The 16,608-nt window shown below is 71.6% G+C and carries 20 protein-coding genes; 6 read left to right on the top strand and 14 right to left on the bottom strand.

Annotated elements, in window-relative coordinates; all coding sequences use genetic code 11:
- Window positions 1–24 precede the first annotated feature (24 nt).
- Window positions 25–864, bottom strand: a complete 840-nt coding sequence (locus ACTIE5_RS25645; RefSeq protein ID WP_439552576.1) for a cupin domain-containing protein — start codon at window positions 862–864, stop codon at window positions 25–27.
- A 96-nt stretch (window positions 865–960) separates the two neighbouring features.
- Between ACTIE5_RS25645 and ACTIE5_RS25640 the strand changes: the two genes are divergently transcribed.
- A complete protein-coding gene (locus ACTIE5_RS25640; protein WP_439552575.1) occupies window positions 961–2,508 on the top strand; it encodes a class I adenylate-forming enzyme family protein in 1,548 nt (515 codons plus the stop codon).
- On the opposite strand, the gene soxA is transcribed toward ACTIE5_RS25640, so the two are convergent.
- The 12 genes from soxA to ACTIE5_RS25580 form a co-directional block, all read right to left on the bottom strand.
- The gene (gene soxA, locus ACTIE5_RS25635; protein WP_439552574.1) at window positions 2,498–3,220 is read right to left on the bottom strand and encodes a sulfur oxidation c-type cytochrome SoxA; all 723 of its coding nucleotides are present in this window, start codon (window positions 3,218–3,220) and stop codon (window positions 2,498–2,500) included. The two genes, ACTIE5_RS25640 and soxA, sit on opposite strands and share 11 nt — an antisense overlap.
- The gene (gene soxZ, locus ACTIE5_RS25630) at window positions 3,217–3,537 is read right to left on the bottom strand and encodes a thiosulfate oxidation carrier complex protein SoxZ (RefSeq protein WP_439552573.1); all 321 of its coding nucleotides are present in this window, start codon (window positions 3,535–3,537) and stop codon (window positions 3,217–3,219) included. Before soxZ ends, soxA begins: the two co-directional genes overlap by 4 nt.
- Before the next feature lie 4 nt (window positions 3,538–3,541).
- Window positions 3,542–3,982, bottom strand: a complete 441-nt coding sequence (locus ACTIE5_RS25625; RefSeq protein ID WP_439552572.1) for a SoxY-related AACIE arm protein — start codon at window positions 3,980–3,982, stop codon at window positions 3,542–3,544.
- On the bottom strand, window positions 3,979–4,368 hold the full coding sequence (gene soxX, locus ACTIE5_RS25620; RefSeq protein ID WP_439552571.1) for a sulfur oxidation c-type cytochrome SoxX: 390 nt from the start codon (window positions 4,366–4,368) through the stop codon (window positions 3,979–3,981). Before soxX ends, ACTIE5_RS25625 begins: the two co-directional genes overlap by 4 nt.
- A 55-nt stretch (window positions 4,369–4,423) precedes the next feature.
- Window positions 4,424–5,662, bottom strand: coding sequence for an NAD(P)/FAD-dependent oxidoreductase (locus ACTIE5_RS25615; protein ID WP_439552570.1), 1,239 nt, complete (start codon window positions 5,660–5,662; stop codon window positions 4,424–4,426).
- Window positions 5,659–5,928: a c-type cytochrome gene (locus tag ACTIE5_RS25610; RefSeq protein WP_439552569.1), complete on the bottom strand. Its 270-nt coding sequence runs from the start codon at window positions 5,926–5,928 to the stop codon at window positions 5,659–5,661. Before ACTIE5_RS25610 ends, ACTIE5_RS25615 begins: the two co-directional genes overlap by 4 nt.
- Window positions 5,925–8,144: a molybdopterin cofactor-binding domain-containing protein gene (locus tag ACTIE5_RS25605; protein ID WP_439552568.1), complete on the bottom strand. Its 2,220-nt coding sequence runs from the start codon at window positions 8,142–8,144 to the stop codon at window positions 5,925–5,927. The genes ACTIE5_RS25610 and ACTIE5_RS25605 overlap by 4 nt, the downstream gene beginning before the upstream one ends.
- Window positions 8,145–8,156: 12 nt before the next feature.
- Window positions 8,157–8,621, bottom strand: a complete 465-nt coding sequence (locus ACTIE5_RS25600; RefSeq protein WP_439552567.1) for a (2Fe-2S)-binding protein — start codon at window positions 8,619–8,621, stop codon at window positions 8,157–8,159.
- 129 nt (window positions 8,622–8,750) lie between these two features.
- Window positions 8,751–10,091: a tetratricopeptide repeat protein gene (locus ACTIE5_RS25595; protein ID WP_439552566.1), complete on the bottom strand. Its 1,341-nt coding sequence runs from the start codon at window positions 10,089–10,091 to the stop codon at window positions 8,751–8,753.
- Window positions 10,092–10,133: 42 nt separating this feature from the next.
- On the bottom strand, window positions 10,134–10,826 hold the full coding sequence (locus tag ACTIE5_RS25590) for an SDR family NAD(P)-dependent oxidoreductase (RefSeq protein ID WP_439552565.1): 693 nt from the start codon (window positions 10,824–10,826) through the stop codon (window positions 10,134–10,136).
- 11 nt (window positions 10,827–10,837) lie between these two features.
- On the bottom strand, window positions 10,838–11,191 hold the full coding sequence (locus ACTIE5_RS25585) for a YnfA family protein (RefSeq protein ID WP_439552564.1): 354 nt from the start codon (window positions 11,189–11,191) through the stop codon (window positions 10,838–10,840).
- Window positions 11,164–12,291: a M20 family metallopeptidase gene (locus ACTIE5_RS25580; protein ID WP_439552563.1), complete on the bottom strand. Its 1,128-nt coding sequence runs from the start codon at window positions 12,289–12,291 to the stop codon at window positions 11,164–11,166. Before ACTIE5_RS25580 ends, ACTIE5_RS25585 begins: the two co-directional genes overlap by 28 nt.
- A 95-nt stretch (window positions 12,292–12,386) precedes the next feature.
- Between ACTIE5_RS25580 and ACTIE5_RS25575 the strand changes: the two genes are divergently transcribed.
- From ACTIE5_RS25575 to ACTIE5_RS25565, 3 genes are read left to right on the top strand one after another with little or no spacing between them, the layout of a single operon-like run.
- The gene (locus ACTIE5_RS25575) at window positions 12,387–12,842 is read left to right on the top strand and encodes a MaoC family dehydratase (protein WP_439552562.1); all 456 of its coding nucleotides are present in this window, start codon (window positions 12,387–12,389) and stop codon (window positions 12,840–12,842) included.
- Complete coding sequence (locus ACTIE5_RS25570; protein WP_439552561.1) at window positions 12,839–13,435, top strand: TIGR00730 family Rossman fold protein; 597 nt, start codon at window positions 12,839–12,841, stop codon at window positions 13,433–13,435. The genes ACTIE5_RS25575 and ACTIE5_RS25570 overlap by 4 nt, the downstream gene beginning before the upstream one ends.
- Window positions 13,432–14,358: a bifunctional riboflavin kinase/FAD synthetase gene (locus tag ACTIE5_RS25565; RefSeq protein WP_439552560.1), complete on the top strand. Its 927-nt coding sequence runs from the start codon at window positions 13,432–13,434 to the stop codon at window positions 14,356–14,358. Before ACTIE5_RS25570 ends, ACTIE5_RS25565 begins: the two co-directional genes overlap by 4 nt.
- Here the strand turns inward: ACTIE5_RS25565 and ACTIE5_RS25560 are convergent.
- Window positions 14,351–14,800: a zinc-ribbon domain-containing protein gene (locus ACTIE5_RS25560; RefSeq protein ID WP_439552559.1), complete on the bottom strand. Its 450-nt coding sequence runs from the start codon at window positions 14,798–14,800 to the stop codon at window positions 14,351–14,353. The genes ACTIE5_RS25565 and ACTIE5_RS25560 overlap by 8 nt on opposite strands.
- A 130-nt stretch (window positions 14,801–14,930) precedes the next feature.
- On the opposite strand from ACTIE5_RS25560, the gene ACTIE5_RS25555 reads away from it, so the two are divergent.
- Together ACTIE5_RS25555 and ACTIE5_RS25550 are read left to right on the top strand one after the other, a co-directional pair.
- A complete protein-coding gene (locus tag ACTIE5_RS25555; protein WP_439552558.1) occupies window positions 14,931–15,746 on the top strand; it encodes a cell division ATP-binding protein FtsE in 816 nt (271 codons plus the stop codon).
- The gene (locus ACTIE5_RS25550; protein WP_439552557.1) at window positions 15,739–16,602 is read left to right on the top strand and encodes a cell division protein FtsX; all 864 of its coding nucleotides are present in this window, start codon (window positions 15,739–15,741) and stop codon (window positions 16,600–16,602) included. Before ACTIE5_RS25555 ends, ACTIE5_RS25550 begins: the two co-directional genes overlap by 8 nt.
- Window positions 16,603–16,608 lie beyond the last annotated feature (6 nt).

Raw genomic sequence — 16,608 nt, 5'->3', positions numbered from 1 at the left:
TCAACGGCTGAAAGCCGCGTCGCGTCAGTAGCGCTCCGGCCGCGGCCAGGGCTTGGCCATCAGCGGCGCGAGTTCGGGCGGCAGCACGGGCTTGTGGTCCGGCTTCCAGGTGAAGGGCTGGTCCGGGTCCTCCCAATCCGTGGTCTGCGGGCCGCCGACGCTGCGGAACAGCAGCAGCGTGCCGGTGGGGGACCCGTAGGGCGCGTGCTTGAAGAAGGGCGGCCGCCAGCAATAGGCGCCGGATTGCATGGTGCCGAGGTCCCCGGCCAATTCGCCGGAGATCAGGAAGAACTCCTGCACCACGGGGTGGCGTTCGCTGCGCTCCCCCTGGCGGAAGGCGATGGTCGCCGTCAGGTAGGTGATCTCCCCCGTATCGGGGTCCGTGCGCAGGCGGCGCATGCGGGCGGTGCTGGCCATGGATTGCAGGCCCATGGCCGCGAAGTCGCCATCCCAGATGTTGTCCGCGGCGGCCAGGCGGCGCACCAGGCGGCGTTCGTCGAAGGCACGGCCTTGCCCGCCCTGGGTCGCAACAGGCGTGGCAGAGAAGAAGGTGAGAACCGCGGCACCCTTGGCCGAGGAGAAGCCGCTGCGCGGCATGTCCTTCGGCAGATGCGCATAGGTGTGTTCGCCATATTCGACGCCATCGATGGCGATGCCGCCATCCAGCACCCAGAATTCCTCATCCGCCGCCAGCCATTCGGGGCCACGGCTGTAGCCCGCGGGGTAGCGGATGATGCAGGAGACGGCGCCGGTGGCGTCATCGCGTGAGAGAATCTTCGCATCCGCGCCATCGCGCGCCGCGATCGCATCGCGCTGCCACGGCAGTGCCTGCGCCTGGATCCATTCGATGTGGGGACGTGTCATGCCGCGCATCGCGCACCCGCGCGTCATCGCTGTCAAGGCGGGCTGCCAAGGCGGATGGATTGACACCGGTCGCCGGCGGCCACGATCCTGCGCGCCATGCCCGATTTCATCCGACGCGGCGCCGCGCGCCACATGCTCATCTCCGACGGCATCCGTGCCTCCGCGGGACGGACCCCCGACCGGATGGCGCTGCGGGAGAGCGGGCGCGCGCTGAGCTATGCGCGGCTGGTGGATCGCATCAGCCGCGTGGCGAATCTCGTGCATGCGGGGCTCGGCCTTCGGCATGGCGAGCGCGCGGCGGTGTTTTCCGCGAACTGCCTCGAATACATGGAGATCGTCTGCGGCATGGCGGAAGCGGGCGTCGCCGCCGCCACCATCGGCCCGGCCGCGGCGCCGCCCGAGATCCGCTTCATCTGCGAGGATAGCGGCGCGCGGGTGATGTTCGTGAGTGCGGCGCTGGAGGAGGTGGCGCGCGCCTCCGCCCCGCCCACGGTGGAGCGCTTCATCGTCATCGGCCCGGCCTATGAGGCGCTGCTGGCCGAGGCGTCGAGCGCCCCCTGCCCGGTCGAGGTGACGGAGCACGACATCTTCTCCGTCCCCTACACATCGGGCGCAACGGGGCGGCCGAAGGGCGTGCAGTTGTCGCATCGCGGGCGCGTGCTGTCGGGCTATGCGATGGCGGGCGAGCATCGCTGCTACACGCCGGAGGATCGCGCCGTCGCCACCACGCCTATGTTCCATGGCGCGGGGTTCCTGATGGCGCTGACGCCGATCTGGTTCGGCGGCCAGGTGGAGATCCTGCCGCGCTTCGACATCGAAAGCCTGATGGGCACGATCACGAGCTTCCAGGCCACCAGCGCCTATATCGTGCCGGCGCATTTCGCCGCGTTGTTCGCGCTGCCGGAAGCGAAGCGGGCGCAATGGGACATGCGGTCGATGAAGGCCGCCATCAGCGGCACGGCGCCGCTGCCGCAGGCCACCAAGGAACGCATCGTCGCCTATTTCGGCGAGGGCAAGCTGTTCGAGCGCTACGGCACCACGGAAACCTCCATCGCCACCTCGCTCGGCCCGAAGGACCAGCTGCGCAAGCAGGCCTGCGTCGGCCTGCCCTACCCCGCGACCCAGGTGAAAATCTGTGACGGGGACGGCAACGCGGTGGCGCAGGGCGAGGTGGGGGAGCTCTGGGTCTCCTCCCCCTACATGTTCTCCGGCTACCTCAACCTGCCGGAAGCGACGGCGGCCGGCACGCGCGGCGACTGGTTCGTCACCGGCGACCTGGCGCGGCAGGATGACGAAGGCTTCGTCTACCTGGTCGACCGCAAGAACGACATGGTCATCAGCGGCGGCGAGAACATCTATCCGCGGGAGGTGGAGGAGGTGATCCTGGCCCATCCCGCGGCGGCCGAATGCGGCGTGACCGGCGCGCCGCACCCGTATTTCGGGGAAGCCGTGACGGCCTTCGTCGTGCTGCGCCCCGGCATGAATGTCGATGCCGCCACGCTGACCGCGCTGTGCCGGGAAAAGCTGTCCCGCTACAAGGTGCCGAAGGAGATCCGCTTCGTGGAAACCCTGCCGCGCAACAGCATGGGCAAGGTGCTGCGCCGCGAATTGCGGGCGCGGCTGATCGCCGAGTCTAAGGCCTGACCGCGGGCGTCTCGATCGCCATCCCCGCCGCGCGGTCATTGAGGAAGAGTTCCAGCGCGACGTATTCCGCCGCGCCATAGGCGAAGGGCTCCGACCGCACGCCGGTCATGCAGCCGCGCAGCCGCCGTTGCAGGGAGCCCAGCCCCTGCCATTCCAGGCGGTAGAGCGGATAGCCCGTGGGATGCGCCTGCGGGATCGTGCTGCCCGCCAGGCGCCTTCCCGCATTGTCGTCATGGCATTGGACGCAGGAGAGGTCGAGCTGGCCGCGGCGTTCGCCATACAGGGCGCGGCCCTGTTCCAGCGCCGGCGCCAGGCGGGGATCGGTCGGGCGGCTGATCGGCAGGCCGCGGGACTGGTGCGCGACATAGGCCGCCAGCGCCAACAGCGGCTGGCTCTCCCGCGCCGGGGGCGTAGCGTGCTGGCGCGTCTCCACGCATTGGGCAATGCGGCCGGCGAGGTCGATGGGTGCGCCCGTCGCCTGGTCCCAGGCGGGGTAGCGGGTGGCGACGCCGCGCATAGAGGACTCGCTGTGGCAGGCGGTGCAATCGCGGTTGAAGCGCTCCTCGCCCTCCGCCACCCACAACATGCCGGGGTTCTGCATGTCGTCGCGCTGCATGGCCTGGGTTTCGCGCGCCATGTCCTCGAAGCCCGAACGGCGGTCCTGCGCGGAAGCGGGCAACGCCAGCAGCAGCAGGGCCAGCAGGCGCTTCATGTCACCTCGATCGGGCGTGTCTCCGTCTGCGCGAAGCCGTTGTCGCCTTCCCAGGTCATGGTGACGGTGCCCGACTGCGTCGCGACGGTCGTGAAGGAAAGAAACGGGTTCGCGGCGATGGCGGGCGACAGCTCCGCGCTGAAGACGACGGCGCCGTCATAGGTGCAGGTGAAGCGGCGGATGATGTCGCGGGGCACCACCTCTCCCTGCGCATCCGGGCGGTAGCCGGTTTCCATCGTGTGCTGGATCAGCGTGCGGATGGTGATGACATCGCCGCGCCTGGCGCTGCGGGGAACGTTGATGAGGACGCGGGCCATTCGATCAACCCTCGATGCAGGCGGCGAGGGTCACGACGACCTGCGCGCTGTCCGACCAGAAGCTGCCATCGGACAGCGCGGCCACGGCCAGCAGGGTCTGCGACGTCGCGAGCCTTATATGCGTGGACAGGATCGCGCGGCCGGCACGGGGCCCGAGCTGCGCGGTGATGACATGCGGCTGCGGGTTGCGTTCGTTGAAGATGGCGATGGCGCGGACGTGGTCGGCCTGCGTCATCGGGCTGTCCACGATGACGGAGAGCGGCACGGTGTTGCCGTTCTCCACCAGGGGCGAGATGTCGAGCGCAACGCGGCCGCGCGTGATGGCGGCGCCACCCGTGAAGCCGCGCACGGCCTCCTCCATCGCGGCCTGGGTGGCCCCGGCCTGGCGGGGCATCAGCAGCAGCGCGGGCGCGGCCAGCAGCAGGCGGCGGGTCGGTACGATCATCGCGGGGGGTCCTCGCGCAGGGTCAGCAGATAGGCGACCACGTCCTCGATCTCCTGCGCCGCCAGGATGGTGCGGCCGCGCTGGGCGGGGGAGACGCGGTGCAGGCCCTCCACCCGGTAGTAGGAGGGCATGATGCTGTCGGGGTTCAAGCGCTTGCCATCCACCAGGCGCAGGCGAAGTTCGGCGGCGCTCCAGCGGGAACCCGCGCCATCCAGCGGCGGCGCGAGGTTGCCCTGGAAGCGTTCCTCCGGGATCGGGCCGGTGTGGCACAGCAGGCAGAGCCCGCGGGTCCGGTCGGCGACGATGGCGCGGCCGTTCTGGGGGTTGCCGGGCGTGGTGGTGAGGGGGGTTTCGTCCGCGCGCGCGGGGGCGGCGAGGAGGAGCACCGCGAGGGCGACCTGCCATGTCGCTTCACGCGCGATACCCCCCACCCCGCCAACCCTAGCCGAAGGCATCGGTGGTGATGGTGGCGAACCAGTCCTCGGCGTAGGTCGCCTCCGCCTCCCGCACGCTGGCGGGCGCGCCGGGGCGGCTGGTGCCGCCGGCGCCCGGGATGTCCGTCAGCAGGCCGTTGGCGGGCTGGTAGACGCCAGCGACGGAGATGCCGTAGCCAGGCGCGACCAGGCTGTAGCAGGTGTTCAGCAGCCTCGCGGTCTGCACCGGCGCCCCGCGCAGCATCGCCACCACGGCGGCGGCGGCGATTCGGGCCTGGGCATTGGCGGCGAAGGCGGATTTGGGCATGGCGCCGGCGATGATGGCGTCCCCGATCACATGCACGCCCGGCACGAGGCGCGATTCGAAGCTGGACGGGTCCACCGGGCACCAGCCCGACCGATCCGCCAGCCCGCTGGCCTGGGCGATGGCGCCGGCGCGCTGGGGCGGGATGACGTTGACCACCGCGCCCTCATGGCTGCCGAAATCGGTGGTGACGCGGCGGGCCTGCGCATCCACCTCCGTCACCCGCCCGCCCATGGCGAGGGGGACGTATTCCAGGATGCCCGGATAGAGCGCGGCCCAGGCGGCCTCGAAGAGCCGCTGCTTGCTGAAGACGTCCTTGGCATCGAGGACCAGCAGCTTCGACCTCGGTTTTCTCGATTTCAGGAAATGTGCGATCAGCGAAGCGCGTTCATAGGGGCCGGGCGGGCAGCGATAGGGGTTGGGCGGCACGGCCATGATGACGGTGCCACCATCCGGCATGGCGTGCAGTTGCGCCGCCAGCAATTCCGTCTGCGCGCCGGCCTGCCAGGCATGGGGCATGGCCTGCGAAGCGGCCTCGTCATAGCCGGGCAGCGCGTCGAAGCGCAGTTCGATGCCGGGAGAGACGAGCAGGCGGTCGAAGGGCAGCACCGTGCCATCGGCCAGCGTCACGCGCTTCGCCGTGGCGTCCACGGCAACCGCGCGCTGGTGAATGACGGAAATGCCCTCGGCGCGCAGCGCATCGTAGCCGAAGCGCTGCGTCGCCATCGGGCGAAGGCCGGCGATGACGGCGTTGCTGAAGGGGCAGGCGGTGTAGGTGGGGTTGGCTTCCACCAGCGTCGTCGCGATGCCGGCGCGGTGAAGCGAGCGCGCCGCGGTAGCGCCGCCGAAGCCGCCGCCGATCACCACGACGCGCGGCGATGCCTGCGCGAAGGCGGGCGCGGGCAGCAGCAGCGCGGCAAGGGCGCGGCGCGCGATCTTCATCGGGTGATCCAGGCGGCGATGGCCTGGGTCTCGGCTTCCGAGAAACCTTTCGCCAGGCGGTCCATCAGCGTCGCGGGGCGCGTGCCCTCGCGGAATTCGCGCATGGCCGTGGCGACCTCCGCCGCATCCCGCCCGCGGAGCGAGGGGATGGCGGCGTCGGCCCGCACCGGCGAATGGCAGCCGAGGCAGGTGGAGGCGCCCAAAGGCGCCTCCTGCGAAAAGGCTGGCGCCGCCATCAGCAGCAGCGCCAGCGCGATGCCCCTCACGTCCGGCGCAGATCCGCCTGCTGCAGCGGAAGCTGGCGCACCCGCTTGCCGGTGGCGGCGAAGATCGCGTTCAGCACGGCCGGTGCCGCGACGGCGATGGTGGGTTCGCCGACGCCGCCCCAGAAGCCGCCGGTGGGGGCGACGATCGTCTCCACCTTCGGCATGTCGATCATGCGCATCACGGGGTAGGTATCGAAATTCGTCTGCTCGATCCGCCCGTCCTTCACCGTGCATTCGCCATAGAGCGCGGCGGACAGGCCATAGACGAAGCTGCCTTCCACCTGGGCCGCGATCTGCTGCGGGTTGACGGCATGGCCCGGGTCCGTCGCGGCGACGATGCGATGCACCTTCACCTCACCGGCGTCGGTCACGGAGACCTCCGCGCAGGCCGCGACATAGGCGCCGAAGCCATGCGTGACGCAGAGGCCGCGATGCACCGCGAGGCCATTCACGGCGGCGGCCGGCGTGCCCCAGCCCGCCCGCGCCGCGGCCGCGTTCAGCACGGCCAGGTGCTTCGGGTGGTTCGCCATCAGGGACCGGCGGAATTCCAGCGGGTCCTTGCCCGCGGCATGCGCGATCTCATCGATGAAGCATTCGAGGTAGACGGCGTTCTGGTTCAAATTCACGCCGCGCCAGAAGCCCGGCGGCACATGCGGGTTGCGCATGGCATGGTCGATCAGCAGGTTCGGGAAGGTGTAGCCGATATCAGCCTCTCCCCCGCTGGCGTTCAGCCCCTGGAAGACCACGGGGTCGCGGCCGTCGCGGATATTCTGCGGGAAGATGCCGGCGACGATGGACTGGCCGCTGATGCGCATGGTCAGGCCGGTCAGGTTCCCCTGCGCGTCCAGCCCCGCCGTCAGCTTGCACATGGTCACGGGGTGGAAGCGGCCCTGGAGCATGTCCTCCTCCCGCGTCCAGACCAGCTTGATGGGCGTGCCGGGCATCTGCTTCGCGATGTCCACGACCTGGCGGACCCAGTCATGCACCGCGCCGCGCCGGCCGAAGCCGCCGCCGAGGTGGATCTTGTGGACCTCGCAGCGCGCGGGCGGCAGGCCCGCGGCTTCCGCCGTGGCGGCGTGGGCGGCTTCCCCGTTCTGGGTGGGGGTCCAGACCTCGCAGCGCTCCGGCGTCCAGACGGCGGTGGCGTTCATCACCTCCATGCAGGCGTGGTTCTGGTGGGGGTAGCCATAGACGGCCTCCACCTTGCGCGCCGCGCCCGCGATGGCGGCGGCTGCATCGCCGTTGCGGTTGCCGACCGCGGCCTGGGGGGCATCCAGGCCCTGCACCATCACTTCCCGGAAGGAGGCGGAGGAAGCATTGGCATGCTGGCCGTAGTTCCAGGTGATCTTGAGGGCGTCGAGGCCCTTCTTCGCGCGCCACCAGGTATCCGCCACCACGGCGACGGCGTAGTCGCCCACGCGCACCACGCGCTTCACGCCGGGCATGCGCTCGGTCTCCGCGCTGTCCACCGCGGCGACAGTGCCGCCGAAGACCGGGCAGGCATGGATCGCGGCGTTCAGCATCCCCGGCAGCTTGAGGTCCATGCCGTAGATCTGGCTGCCATTCAGCTTGGCGCGGGTGTCGAGCCGCGCGACGGGCTGGCCGATCAGCTTCCAGTCCTTCGGGTCCTTCAGCGGCACATCGGCGGCGGCCGGCGCCGTCAGGCGCATGGCGGCGGCGGCCTGGGCGCCATAGGTCGTGGTGCGGCCGGTCGGCGTGTGGGTGATGATGCTGTTGGCGGCGCGGCATTCGCCGGGGGCCACGCCCCAGGCATTGGCCGCGGCCTGGATGAGCATCATGCGCGCCGCGGCGCCGCCCTTGCGGACGTATTCGTGGCTGTCACGGATACCGCGGCTGCCGCCCGTGGACATGTTCCCCCAGATGCGGCCGCGCGCCAGGTTCTGGCCCGGCGTCGGGTATTCCGTCGTGACCTTGGACCAGTCGCATTCCAGCTCCTCGGCCACCATCTGGGCGAGGCCCGTCAGCGTGCCTTGCCCCATCTCCGACCGCGCGATGCGGATGATGACGGTCTCGTCGGACTTCACGACGACCCAGGCATTGATCTCCGGCGTGGCCGGCGCGGCGGCGCCTTGGGCGCCCCCTTGTGCAAGCGCCTTGGAGGGCGCGGGGAAGCGGAAGCCGAAGGTGAAGGCGCCGGCGGCGGCAACGGCCGTGCCCAGGACGCCGCGACGTGAAGGCTTGGTGATGGCGTTCATGATGCGTGCTCCTCAGCCGGCCGCGCCGGCGGTGCCGGCGGCGCGCTGGATGCCGGCCAGCACGCGGTTGTAGGTGCCGCAGCGGCAGATGTTGGTCACTTCGTCGCGGATCTGCTGTTCCGTCGGGCGCGGCGTCGCGGCCAGCAGCGCGGCGGCGGCCATGATCATGCCGGACTGGCAGAAGCCGCATTGCGGCACGTCGAGTGCCAGCCAGGCCTGCTGGATCGGGTGGCTGCTGTCGGGCGACAGGCCCTCGATCGTCACGATCTTCTGGTTCTCGTCGAAGGCGGAAACGGGCATGGCGCAGGCGCGCGTGGCGACGCCATCCACATGCACGGTGCAGGCGCCGCATTGCGCGATGCCGCAGCCATATTTGGTGCCGGTGAGGTCGAGCTGTTCGCGCAGCACCCAGAGCAGGGGGGTGTCATCCTCCACCTGCACGTCGATCACGCGCCCGTTCACGTTGAGCTTGGCCATCCCGTCTTCTCCCGTTCCGCCGCCGGAAACTTGTCCCGGACTGTTGGAAGAATCCGTATCAGCGTGGGGCGCGCGGGACAACAACTTCCGGCTGCGGGAAGGCCGGATGGAGGGATTGTTTCGCGGCGCTCACCAGGCCACGGCCAGCGCGGCCTCCGCATAGCCGATGCGCCGCGCGGGGGAGAGGCTGTAGCGCCCGGCGGCGCGTTCCAACGCAAGGCGCGTATCCTCCGCGCTGCCCGCCTTCATCGCACTGTCCAGGAATAGCTGCTCCAACACGTCCTGCTGCGCGTGGCTGCCGCCGAGGCGATGCAGCGATCCCAGCGCCGGGCGCAGCGCTGCCACGGCCTCCACGAAGCGGCCCCTGGCGTGGTGCAGCACGGCCTGGCAGGCGGGCAGCGCGGCGTCGCGCAGGATGGCGGCGTGGTGGCTGGTGCCGCGGCCGGCTTCGGCCAGCGCATCCAGCAGGCGGCCGGCGGCGGCGTCGCGGCCGGTGGCGACCAGCGCCATCATCCAATGCGGCTGGGTGAAGGCGGACAGCGTGTCGCCGGTCCGCGCCTCCGCCTTCTCCGCCAGTTCCGTCCATCGATCGCCGGGATCGAGGCCGCGCAGCCCCAGCCGGAACAGGATGGAGGCCGCGTTCTGCATGTCGATATAGAGGTCGGGCTGGGCCTGCGTGACCTTGCTGCCGAGGTCGCGGAAGCGCGTGTCGTAGAGGTCCAGCACCGCGCCGAATTCGCGGCGTTCCATGTGGAACATCGCCTGGTGCCACCAGAGATGGTGCATCAGATTGTTGCCGCCATCCCAATGCGGTTCCAGCGTGCGGATCCAGTCCAGGCCCTCCGTCCTGCGGCCCTGCATCTCGAGGACGTGGGCCACGCCATGCGCGGCCCAGAGATCGGCCTGGTCCAGCGCCACGGCCTGGCGGCCGGCCTGTTCGGCGATGAGGTAGTCGCCGGTTTCCTCATGCGCGAAGCAGCGGCAGGCCAGCACGCTGCCGAAATTGGGGATGGCGGAGGACCAGCGCGGCAGGATGCGCTCCACCGCCGCCAGCATCCGCCCGGGCTCACCCATCCAGAAGGCGGAGAAATGATGCAGGCGGAAGGCGAGCAGGTCATGCGGATGCTCCGCGATGATCTGCTCCCAGACGGAAAGCGCGCCATCGGGCCGGCCCTCCGCCCATTCGCGCAGCGCCGCCATATGGGCGCGTTCGCGGGGGTTGGCGGGCAGGGCCTCGGCGGTGGCGACGGAGGCCAGCGCGCGCGGGACGGTGCCGCGGTCATAGGCCATCATGGCGAAATAGCCCGCCATCACCTGGCCGAGCGGCGCGGTGGGGTCGGCGGTCCGGAACGCCTTCAGCCGCAGGCCCGCGTCGAAGCGGTATTTCAGGAATCCGTCGATTACGTGGTCGAAGGCGCGCGCGGCTTCGTCAGAGGCGACGGTGATCGCCTGGCCCTGGGCGTCCTGCATGATGGTGTCCCCCTCTTCGTTGGGGTGAGCGTAGCGTGGGTGTCAGAAGGTCTCCACCCAGGGGCGAAGCTCGATCTCGGCCGCCCAGGCACTGCGGTGCTGGCGGATGGCGGCGAAGGCGGCTTCCGCGATGGCGTCGGGGTCGATCAGCGTATTGTCACCCGGGTCGTGCCGGCGTTCGCTGCGGATGCCGCCATCGACGACGATGTGCACGACATGCACGCCCTGCGGGTGCAACTCCCGCGCCAGCGCCTGCCCCAGCCCGCGCAGCGCGAATTTGCCCATGGCGAAGGGGGCGGATTGACGAAAACCCTTCACGCCGGCGGAGGCGCCGGTGAGGAGGATGGTGCCCTGGCCGCGCTTCAGCATGTGGCGCGCCGCCTGCTGCGCGACGAGGAAGGCGCCGAAGGCGCAGACCTCGATCGTGCGGCGGACATCCTCCGGGTCGAGGTCGATGGTCGGGCCGCGGACGCGGAAGCTGGCGTTGTAGAGGACGACCTCCGCCTCGGTGGCCTCCGGCTGCTGGAACAGGGCGGCGACCTGCGCGGGGTCGCTGGCGTCGCAGGGGTGGAGGCTGGCGCCGGTCTCGGCGGCGAGCGGCCCGAGCTTGGCCGTGTCGCGGGCCGCCAACGCCACGCGGTAGCCCTCCCGCGCCAATCGGCGGGCGAGGCTGGCGGAGAAGCCGGGGCCGGTGCCGACGATCAGGGCCCGAGGGGGCAAGGCGCTGGGGGGCATGGGCGTGGTCCTCAGCCGGTGGGGCGCGGCGCCAGCAGGATGAGCGCCGCGCCGGCGAGGCACAAGGCGAGGCCCATCAGGTCCCAGCGATCCGGCCTGGCACCCTCCACCGCCCACATCCAGCCGAGCGACGCCGCGATGTAGATGCCGCCATAGGCGGCGAAGGCGCGGCCGGCGAAGGCCGCGTCGATGCGCGTCAGCAGGAAGGCGAACAACGCGAGGCACAGCAGCCCCGGCACCAGCCACCAGGCGCTGCGTCCCTCCCGCAGCACCGCCCAGGCGGCGAAGCAGCCGGCGATTTCCGCCAGCGCCGCCAGGGCGTAGAGCGCGATCGCGCTCAGTCGATGGTCTCCATGAGACCGCACAACGTGGAACACCGGGCGGCCAGATCGCGCCAGATGATGTGCTCATGCGGCGCGTGCGCCCCGGCGCCGGTGCAGCCCAGCCCGTCCAGCGTCGGGATGCCGAGTGCGGCGGTGAAGTTGCCGTCCGATCCGCCGCCGCGATGCTGCGTCGGCAGCGCGTAGCCGTGCTGCTGCGCGAAGGCGGCGGCGCGGTTGTAGAGCTCGACGATGGACGGCGTCTCCGCGAAGGGCGGGCGGTTCATGCCGCCGGTGACGGTGACGGTGATGCCGTCATGCTCCCCGGCCAGGGCCAGGATCATCGCCTCCATCCGCTCGCCCTCCGCGATGGTGGGGACGCGGAGATCGACCTCGCAGCCGGCCTCGGGCGGGATGACGTTGGGGCGGGTGCCGCCGAAGATGGGCGCGACATTGGTGGTGATCCCGGCGTCGAGGTCCGTCATGCCGTGGATCTTCAGGATCAGCCGCGCCAGCGCCACCACGGCGCTGCGCCCATCGGCCCAGTTGCCGCCGGCATGGGCGGAGACGCCGCGCACATCGATGACGAAGCGGCCCACGCCCTTGCGCGCCGTCACGCAGGCGCCACCGGCACCGGCGGGTTCGGGGATCAGCACGGCGCGGGCGCCGCGGGCGGCCTGCTCGATCGGCGCCCGGCTGGTCGGGCTGCCGACTTCCTCATCGGGCGTCAGCAGCAGCGTGATGGGGCGCTTCGTCGCGACCTTCTGGCGCAGGATCTCCCGCACGGAATGGAAGGCCATGAAGGACCCCGCCTTCATGTCGTAGATGCCGGGGCCATAGGCGCGGTCGCCATCGACCCGGAAGGGCATGGGCCCCGCCAGCGTGCCGTGGTCCCAGACGGTGTCGAGGTGCCCGGCCACGACGATCGGCGCGCCGGTGCCGGGGGTGTGGCAGATCAGCGTGTCGCCATAGCCGTCCCGGCCCGGAATGCGGGTGATGCAGCCGCCCACGGCGCGCAGGTCGGCCTCGCAGCGATCCATCAGCCCGTTCACGGCGACGGCGTCGGTGGTCGGCGTCTCATGCTCCACCCAGCCGCGCAGTTCCTCGAGCAATTGTTCCGCGGTGCCAAGCTGGGTCTGGGGCATGGGTGAGTGTCCTTTCCTCGGGCGGGGTTTCTCGCAAGCAGGCGGGGGGTTGTCCATGCTTGCCGCCCCCCGATCCCAGGGGTAACGGGAGTGCGGTGCAGCAGGGGACCGCGCGGATGGAGGCAGGCTGCTTCTTCGAGGATCTGGCCATCGGCCAGAAGGCCAGCTTCGGCAAGACGATCACGGAAGCCGACATCGTCCTGTTCGCGGCGGTGACGGGGGATACCAACCCCATGCACCTCGATGCCGAATACGCGAAGACCACCGTGTTCGGCGAACGCATCGCGCATGGGATGCTGGCGGCGGGGCTCATCACCAAGGTGATGGGGACGCAATTGCCGGGACCGGGCACCATCTACATGTCACAATCATTGCGCTTCCGCGCCCCCGTGCGGATCGGCGACACCGTCACCGCCATCGTGGAGATCACCGCCCTGAACGCCGAGAAGCATCGCGCGACGCTGCGCACCGTCTGCCTGGTGAAGGGCGCCCCGGTCCTGGAGGGGGAGGCGATCGTCCTCGTGCCGACCCGGCAGGGAGCCTCCGCATGAGCGGGTCCTTCAAGCGCGTCTGCGTCTTCTGCGGCTCCATGCCCGGGGCGCGGCCTTCCTACGCGGAATCGGCGCGGGAATTGGGGCGGGTGGTCGCGCAGCGCGGGCTCGGCCTGGTCTATGGCGGTGGCGCGGTGGGCCTCATGGGCATCGCCGCCGATGCCGCCCTGCAGGCGGGGGCGGAGGTGATCGGCGTGATCCCGCACGGCCTGCTCAAGCGCGAGGTCGGACATGGCGGCGGCGTCGCGATGCATGTCGTCGACACCATGCATGAACGCAAGGCGATGATGGCGGAGTTGTCGGACGGCTTCATCGTGCTGCCCGGCGGCTTCGGCACGCTGGAGGAGGCGGTGGAGGCGCTGACCTGGGCGCAGCTCGGCATCCAGGCCAAGGGCGTCGTCTTCCTCGATATCGACGGCTTCTGGCAGCCCTTCCTCAGGACGCTCGACTTCATGCAGGAGGAAGGCTTCGTCCGCCCCGGGCAGCGACCCCTGGCGATGCAGGCGACAACGGTGGAGGAGGCGCTGGACAAGCTCGCCGGCTTCCGCCCGCCGGCGGAGGTGCAGCCCTGGCTGCGCCCAGACCAGGCATGACCATCATCGCGGATTGGCACGGCGTGCCGCAGGCGGCGCGCGGCGCCACCGTGGCACTCGGCAATTTCGATGGCGTGCATCTAGGCCATGCCGCCGTGCTGCGCGCCGCCCATGGGGCACGACCGGAACTGCCGCTGGCGGCGCTGAGCTTCGAGCCGCATCCGCGGGAGCATTTCCGCCCCGACGACCCGCCCTTCCGCCTGACCGTGCTGGCCGCGAAGGCGGAGGCGCTGGCCGCGCTGGGGGTGCGGACCGTCTTCGCCATCCCCTTCGGCGACAGGCTCGCCGCCATGTCGGCGGAGGCTTTCGTGGAGGAGGTGCTGCACCGGGGCATCGGCGCCCGGCACCTGGCCTGCGGCGCCGATTTCGCCTTCGGCCACCGCCGCGGCGGCGATGTCGCCTTCCTGGCGCGGGAGGCGGAGAAGCGCGGCATCGGGCTGACCGTGGTGCCGGCCGTCGCCGATGCCGCCGGCCCCATCTCCTCCACCCGTATCCGCCGCGTGCTGCAGGATGGCTACCCCGACCTGGCCGCCGCCATGCTGGGGCGGGACTGGGAATTGCGGGGGGAGGTCTTCCACGGCGACAAGCTCGGCCGCGAACTCGGCTGGCCCACGGCCAACATCCTGCTCGGCCGGCAGCTGGAACCGGCGCGGGGCGTCTATGCCGTGACGGTGCGGCTGGCCGATGGCAGGCTGGTGCCGGGCGTCGCCAATGTGGGCCGCCGGCCGACCTTGGGCGGCGATCCGGTGACGCGGCTGGAGGTGCATCTGTTCGACTTCGCCGGCGACCTCTACGGGCAGGAGATCGGCGTGCGCATCCGCGCCTTCCTGCGGGCCGATGCGAAATTCGATGGGTTGCAGGCGCTGAAGGACGCGATCGCGGCGGATGCGCTGAACGCCCGCCGCATCCTCGGCGTCAACTGAGGCCCAACGCCTGGTACAGCCGGGCGGAGGCTGGCCAGGCCTCCATGATGTCGCCCCGGAAGGCGAAGCCGGCATAGATTCCGACCGCCAGCACCGCGACCGTCACCAGCCAGCCCGCCAGCACCATACGGTCCGGCGGGCTGGCCGGGGCGTCGCTGAGGCGCTGCAAGGGCGGGTCGATGGGGTTGGGTTGCCGCGGGCCGCGGGACGGCGGCGGGCGGTCGGCCGGGATGCCGGCGGCCGTGCCCTCGGCGGCGGGCTCCGCCGCCGGCGGGGGTTCGGGCGCCGGCGGGGGCGCGACCTCGGCGGCGGGCGGCGCTTCGGGCAGCGCGGCCTGGAACTGATGGGCGCAGCGGGCGCAGCGCAGCATCCGGGGCCCGGCGGCCAGGGCGGCGTCGGGCACCTCATATTCGGCGGCGCAGGCGGGACAGGCGATTCTCATTGGTGCGACAGAGTGAGGGCGGATCGCCCCCCGCGTCCAGCGGGCGCGGCGCGGCGCGCGCTACATCCCGACGTGATGCGCCAGCGGATCATCATTTGGCGTAGCCGCCCGCGCGTGGCAGACATCCCCCATGGTTCGCTTCGAGGCCGTGGGCCTTCGCTATCCCGGCGGCGGCCCGCACACCGGATCCTGGGGACCGGAGGCGCTGGTCGACGTCACCTTCGCCCTGCCCCCGGGGTCCTTCACCTGGCTGCTCGGCCCCTCCGGGGCGGGCAAATCCTCCGTGCTGCGCCTGATGCACCTGGCGCTGCGGCCCACGAGGGGGGAGGTGGAGGTGCTGGGCCTGCGATCCTCCCGCGCGCCGCGCGCGGCGCTGGCCCCCGTGCGGCGGCGGATCGGCGTGGTATTCCAGGATTTCCGGCTGCTGCCCTACCTCTCCGCCTTCGACAATGTGGCCCTGCCGCTGCGCCTCGCGGGCCGGCCGGAAGCGGCGCTGCGCGCGGATGTGAACGAGATCCTGAAATGGGTCGGCCTGGACGGAAAGGCGGCGAGCCTGCCGCCGGAACTCTCGGGCGGGGAACAGCAGCGCGTCGCCATCGCCCGCGCCGTGGTGCACCGCCCTGCCCTGCTGGTGGCGGATGAGCCGACCGGCAACCTCGACAACCGCCAGGCGCGGCGCCTGCTGGCCCTGCTGCGGGAGATGAACCGCATGGGCGCCACGGTGGTGGTGGCCACGCATGACGAGGACCTGGTCGCGCGCTTCCCCGCGCCCGCTTTGGTCCTGCGCGACGGGCGGCTGCACGACCCCGATGGCGCGCGCGGCATCGGCGCGGATCTGACGGTGGACCGATTCGCCCCGCCCCCCGACGCGGCGGAGGCGGACGACCTGGCCCCGGAACCCCAGGCCCCCACGGCACCACCCCGGCGGGACCCCGACCTTGGCTAGGCGGCGCCATTCGCGGGATCCGCTCGGCCTGCGCCGGGCGCTGTCCGGGCTGCTGCTGCCGGGCCTGGTCGCGGCCATGGCACTGCTGGCGGCCCTGGCGTTGGCCGGCGCGCAGGGGGCGGCGGCGCTGGCGGAACGCTGGCAGCGCGGTGCGGCGGCGGCGGTGACGGTGCAGATTCCCGATGCCGATGCGGCACGCGTGCAGCGCGCGCTCACCGTGCTGCGCGCCATGCCGGAAGTGGCCGATGCCCAGGCGATGGATCCTGAAAGGCTGGCCGCGCTGCTGCGGCCCTGGCTCGGCGCCGCGCCCTCCATCCCCGTGCCGGGGGTGCTGGAATTGCGGCTGCGGGATTCCCGGGTTGACCCGGTGCTGATCGGCGACCGGCTGGCGGAGGCCGTGCCGGGCGCGCTGGTGGAGGCGCATGGCCTCTGGGTGCAGCGGCTGGCGGCGCTGGCGCGCAGCCTGCAGGCGCTGGCGCTGGTGGTGCTGGTGCTGGTCGGGCTGGTGGCGGCCGCGGTGGTGGCCGTCGCGACCCGCGCCGGGCTGGCGGCGCGGCGCGATGCGATCGAGGTGCTGCACGGGCTGGGCGCCCGGGATGGCGACATCGCCGGGCGCTTCGCCCGGCGACTCGGCCTGCTGGCGGCGGGCGGCGCGCTGGTCGGCACGGCGGCGGCGGTGCCGGCGCTGGCGCTGCTGATCGACCTGGCGGGCCCCTGGCTGGGCAGCGCCGGCGCCATGGACAGCCTGGCGGGGCTGCCCTGGCCCTGGCTGGTGGCGCTGCCGCCGGTGGCCTTCCTGGTGGGCTGGGCGACGGCGCAGGCCACGGTGCGCCGCTGGCTGCACAGGCTGCCCTGACCGGCC

Origin of the sequence: Falsiroseomonas sp., assembly GCF_051859025.1 — a bacterium.
Taxonomy (GTDB): Bacteria; Pseudomonadota; Alphaproteobacteria; order Acetobacterales; family Acetobacteraceae; genus Falsiroseomonas.
The sequence above is the reverse complement of the archived record's forward strand: the minus strand, read 5'-3'. Positions and strand labels throughout refer to the sequence as shown.

What these genes read in the sequence shown, in the direction of transcription:
- ACTIE5_RS25555 (WP_439552558.1), top strand. Translation starts at nt 14,931, where the DNA reads ATGGTTCGCTTCGAGGCCGTGGGCCTTCGCTATCCCGGCGGCGGCCCG.
- ACTIE5_RS25605 (WP_439552568.1), bottom strand. Translation starts at nt 8,144, where the DNA reads ATGAACGCCATCACCAAGCCTTCACGTCGCGGCGTCCTGGGCACGGCC.
- ACTIE5_RS25580 (WP_439552563.1), bottom strand. Translation starts at nt 12,291, where the DNA reads ATGCCCCAGACCCAGCTTGGCACCGCGGAACAATTGCTCGAGGAACTG.
- soxZ (WP_439552573.1), bottom strand. Translation starts at nt 3,537, where the DNA reads ATGGCCCGCGTCCTCATCAACGTTCCCCGCAGCGCCAGGCGCGGCGAT.
- ACTIE5_RS25615 (WP_439552570.1), bottom strand. Translation starts at nt 5,662, where the DNA reads ATGAAGATCGCGCGCCGCGCCCTTGCCGCGCTGCTGCTGCCCGCGCCC.
- ACTIE5_RS25640 (WP_439552575.1), top strand. Translation starts at nt 961, where the DNA reads ATGCCCGATTTCATCCGACGCGGCGCCGCGCGCCACATGCTCATCTCC.
- ACTIE5_RS25625 (WP_439552572.1), bottom strand. Translation starts at nt 3,982, where the DNA reads ATGATCGTACCGACCCGCCGCCTGCTGCTGGCCGCGCCCGCGCTGCTG.
- ACTIE5_RS25565 (WP_439552560.1), top strand. Translation starts at nt 13,432, where the DNA reads ATGACCATCATCGCGGATTGGCACGGCGTGCCGCAGGCGGCGCGCGGC.
- ACTIE5_RS25590 (WP_439552565.1), bottom strand. Translation starts at nt 10,826, where the DNA reads ATGCCCCCCAGCGCCTTGCCCCCTCGGGCCCTGATCGTCGGCACCGGC.
- ACTIE5_RS25645 (WP_439552576.1), bottom strand. Translation starts at nt 864, where the DNA reads ATGACACGTCCCCACATCGAATGGATCCAGGCGCAGGCACTGCCGTGG.
- ACTIE5_RS25595 (WP_439552566.1), bottom strand. Translation starts at nt 10,091, where the DNA reads ATGCAGGACGCCCAGGGCCAGGCGATCACCGTCGCCTCTGACGAAGCC.
- ACTIE5_RS25600 (WP_439552567.1), bottom strand. Translation starts at nt 8,621, where the DNA reads ATGGCCAAGCTCAACGTGAACGGGCGCGTGATCGACGTGCAGGTGGAG.
- ACTIE5_RS25570 (WP_439552561.1), top strand. Translation starts at nt 12,839, where the DNA reads ATGAGCGGGTCCTTCAAGCGCGTCTGCGTCTTCTGCGGCTCCATGCCC.
- ACTIE5_RS25560 (WP_439552559.1), bottom strand. Translation starts at nt 14,800, where the DNA reads ATGAGAATCGCCTGTCCCGCCTGCGCCGCCGAATATGAGGTGCCCGAC.
- soxA (WP_439552574.1), bottom strand. Translation starts at nt 3,220, where the DNA reads ATGAAGCGCCTGCTGGCCCTGCTGCTGCTGGCGTTGCCCGCTTCCGCG.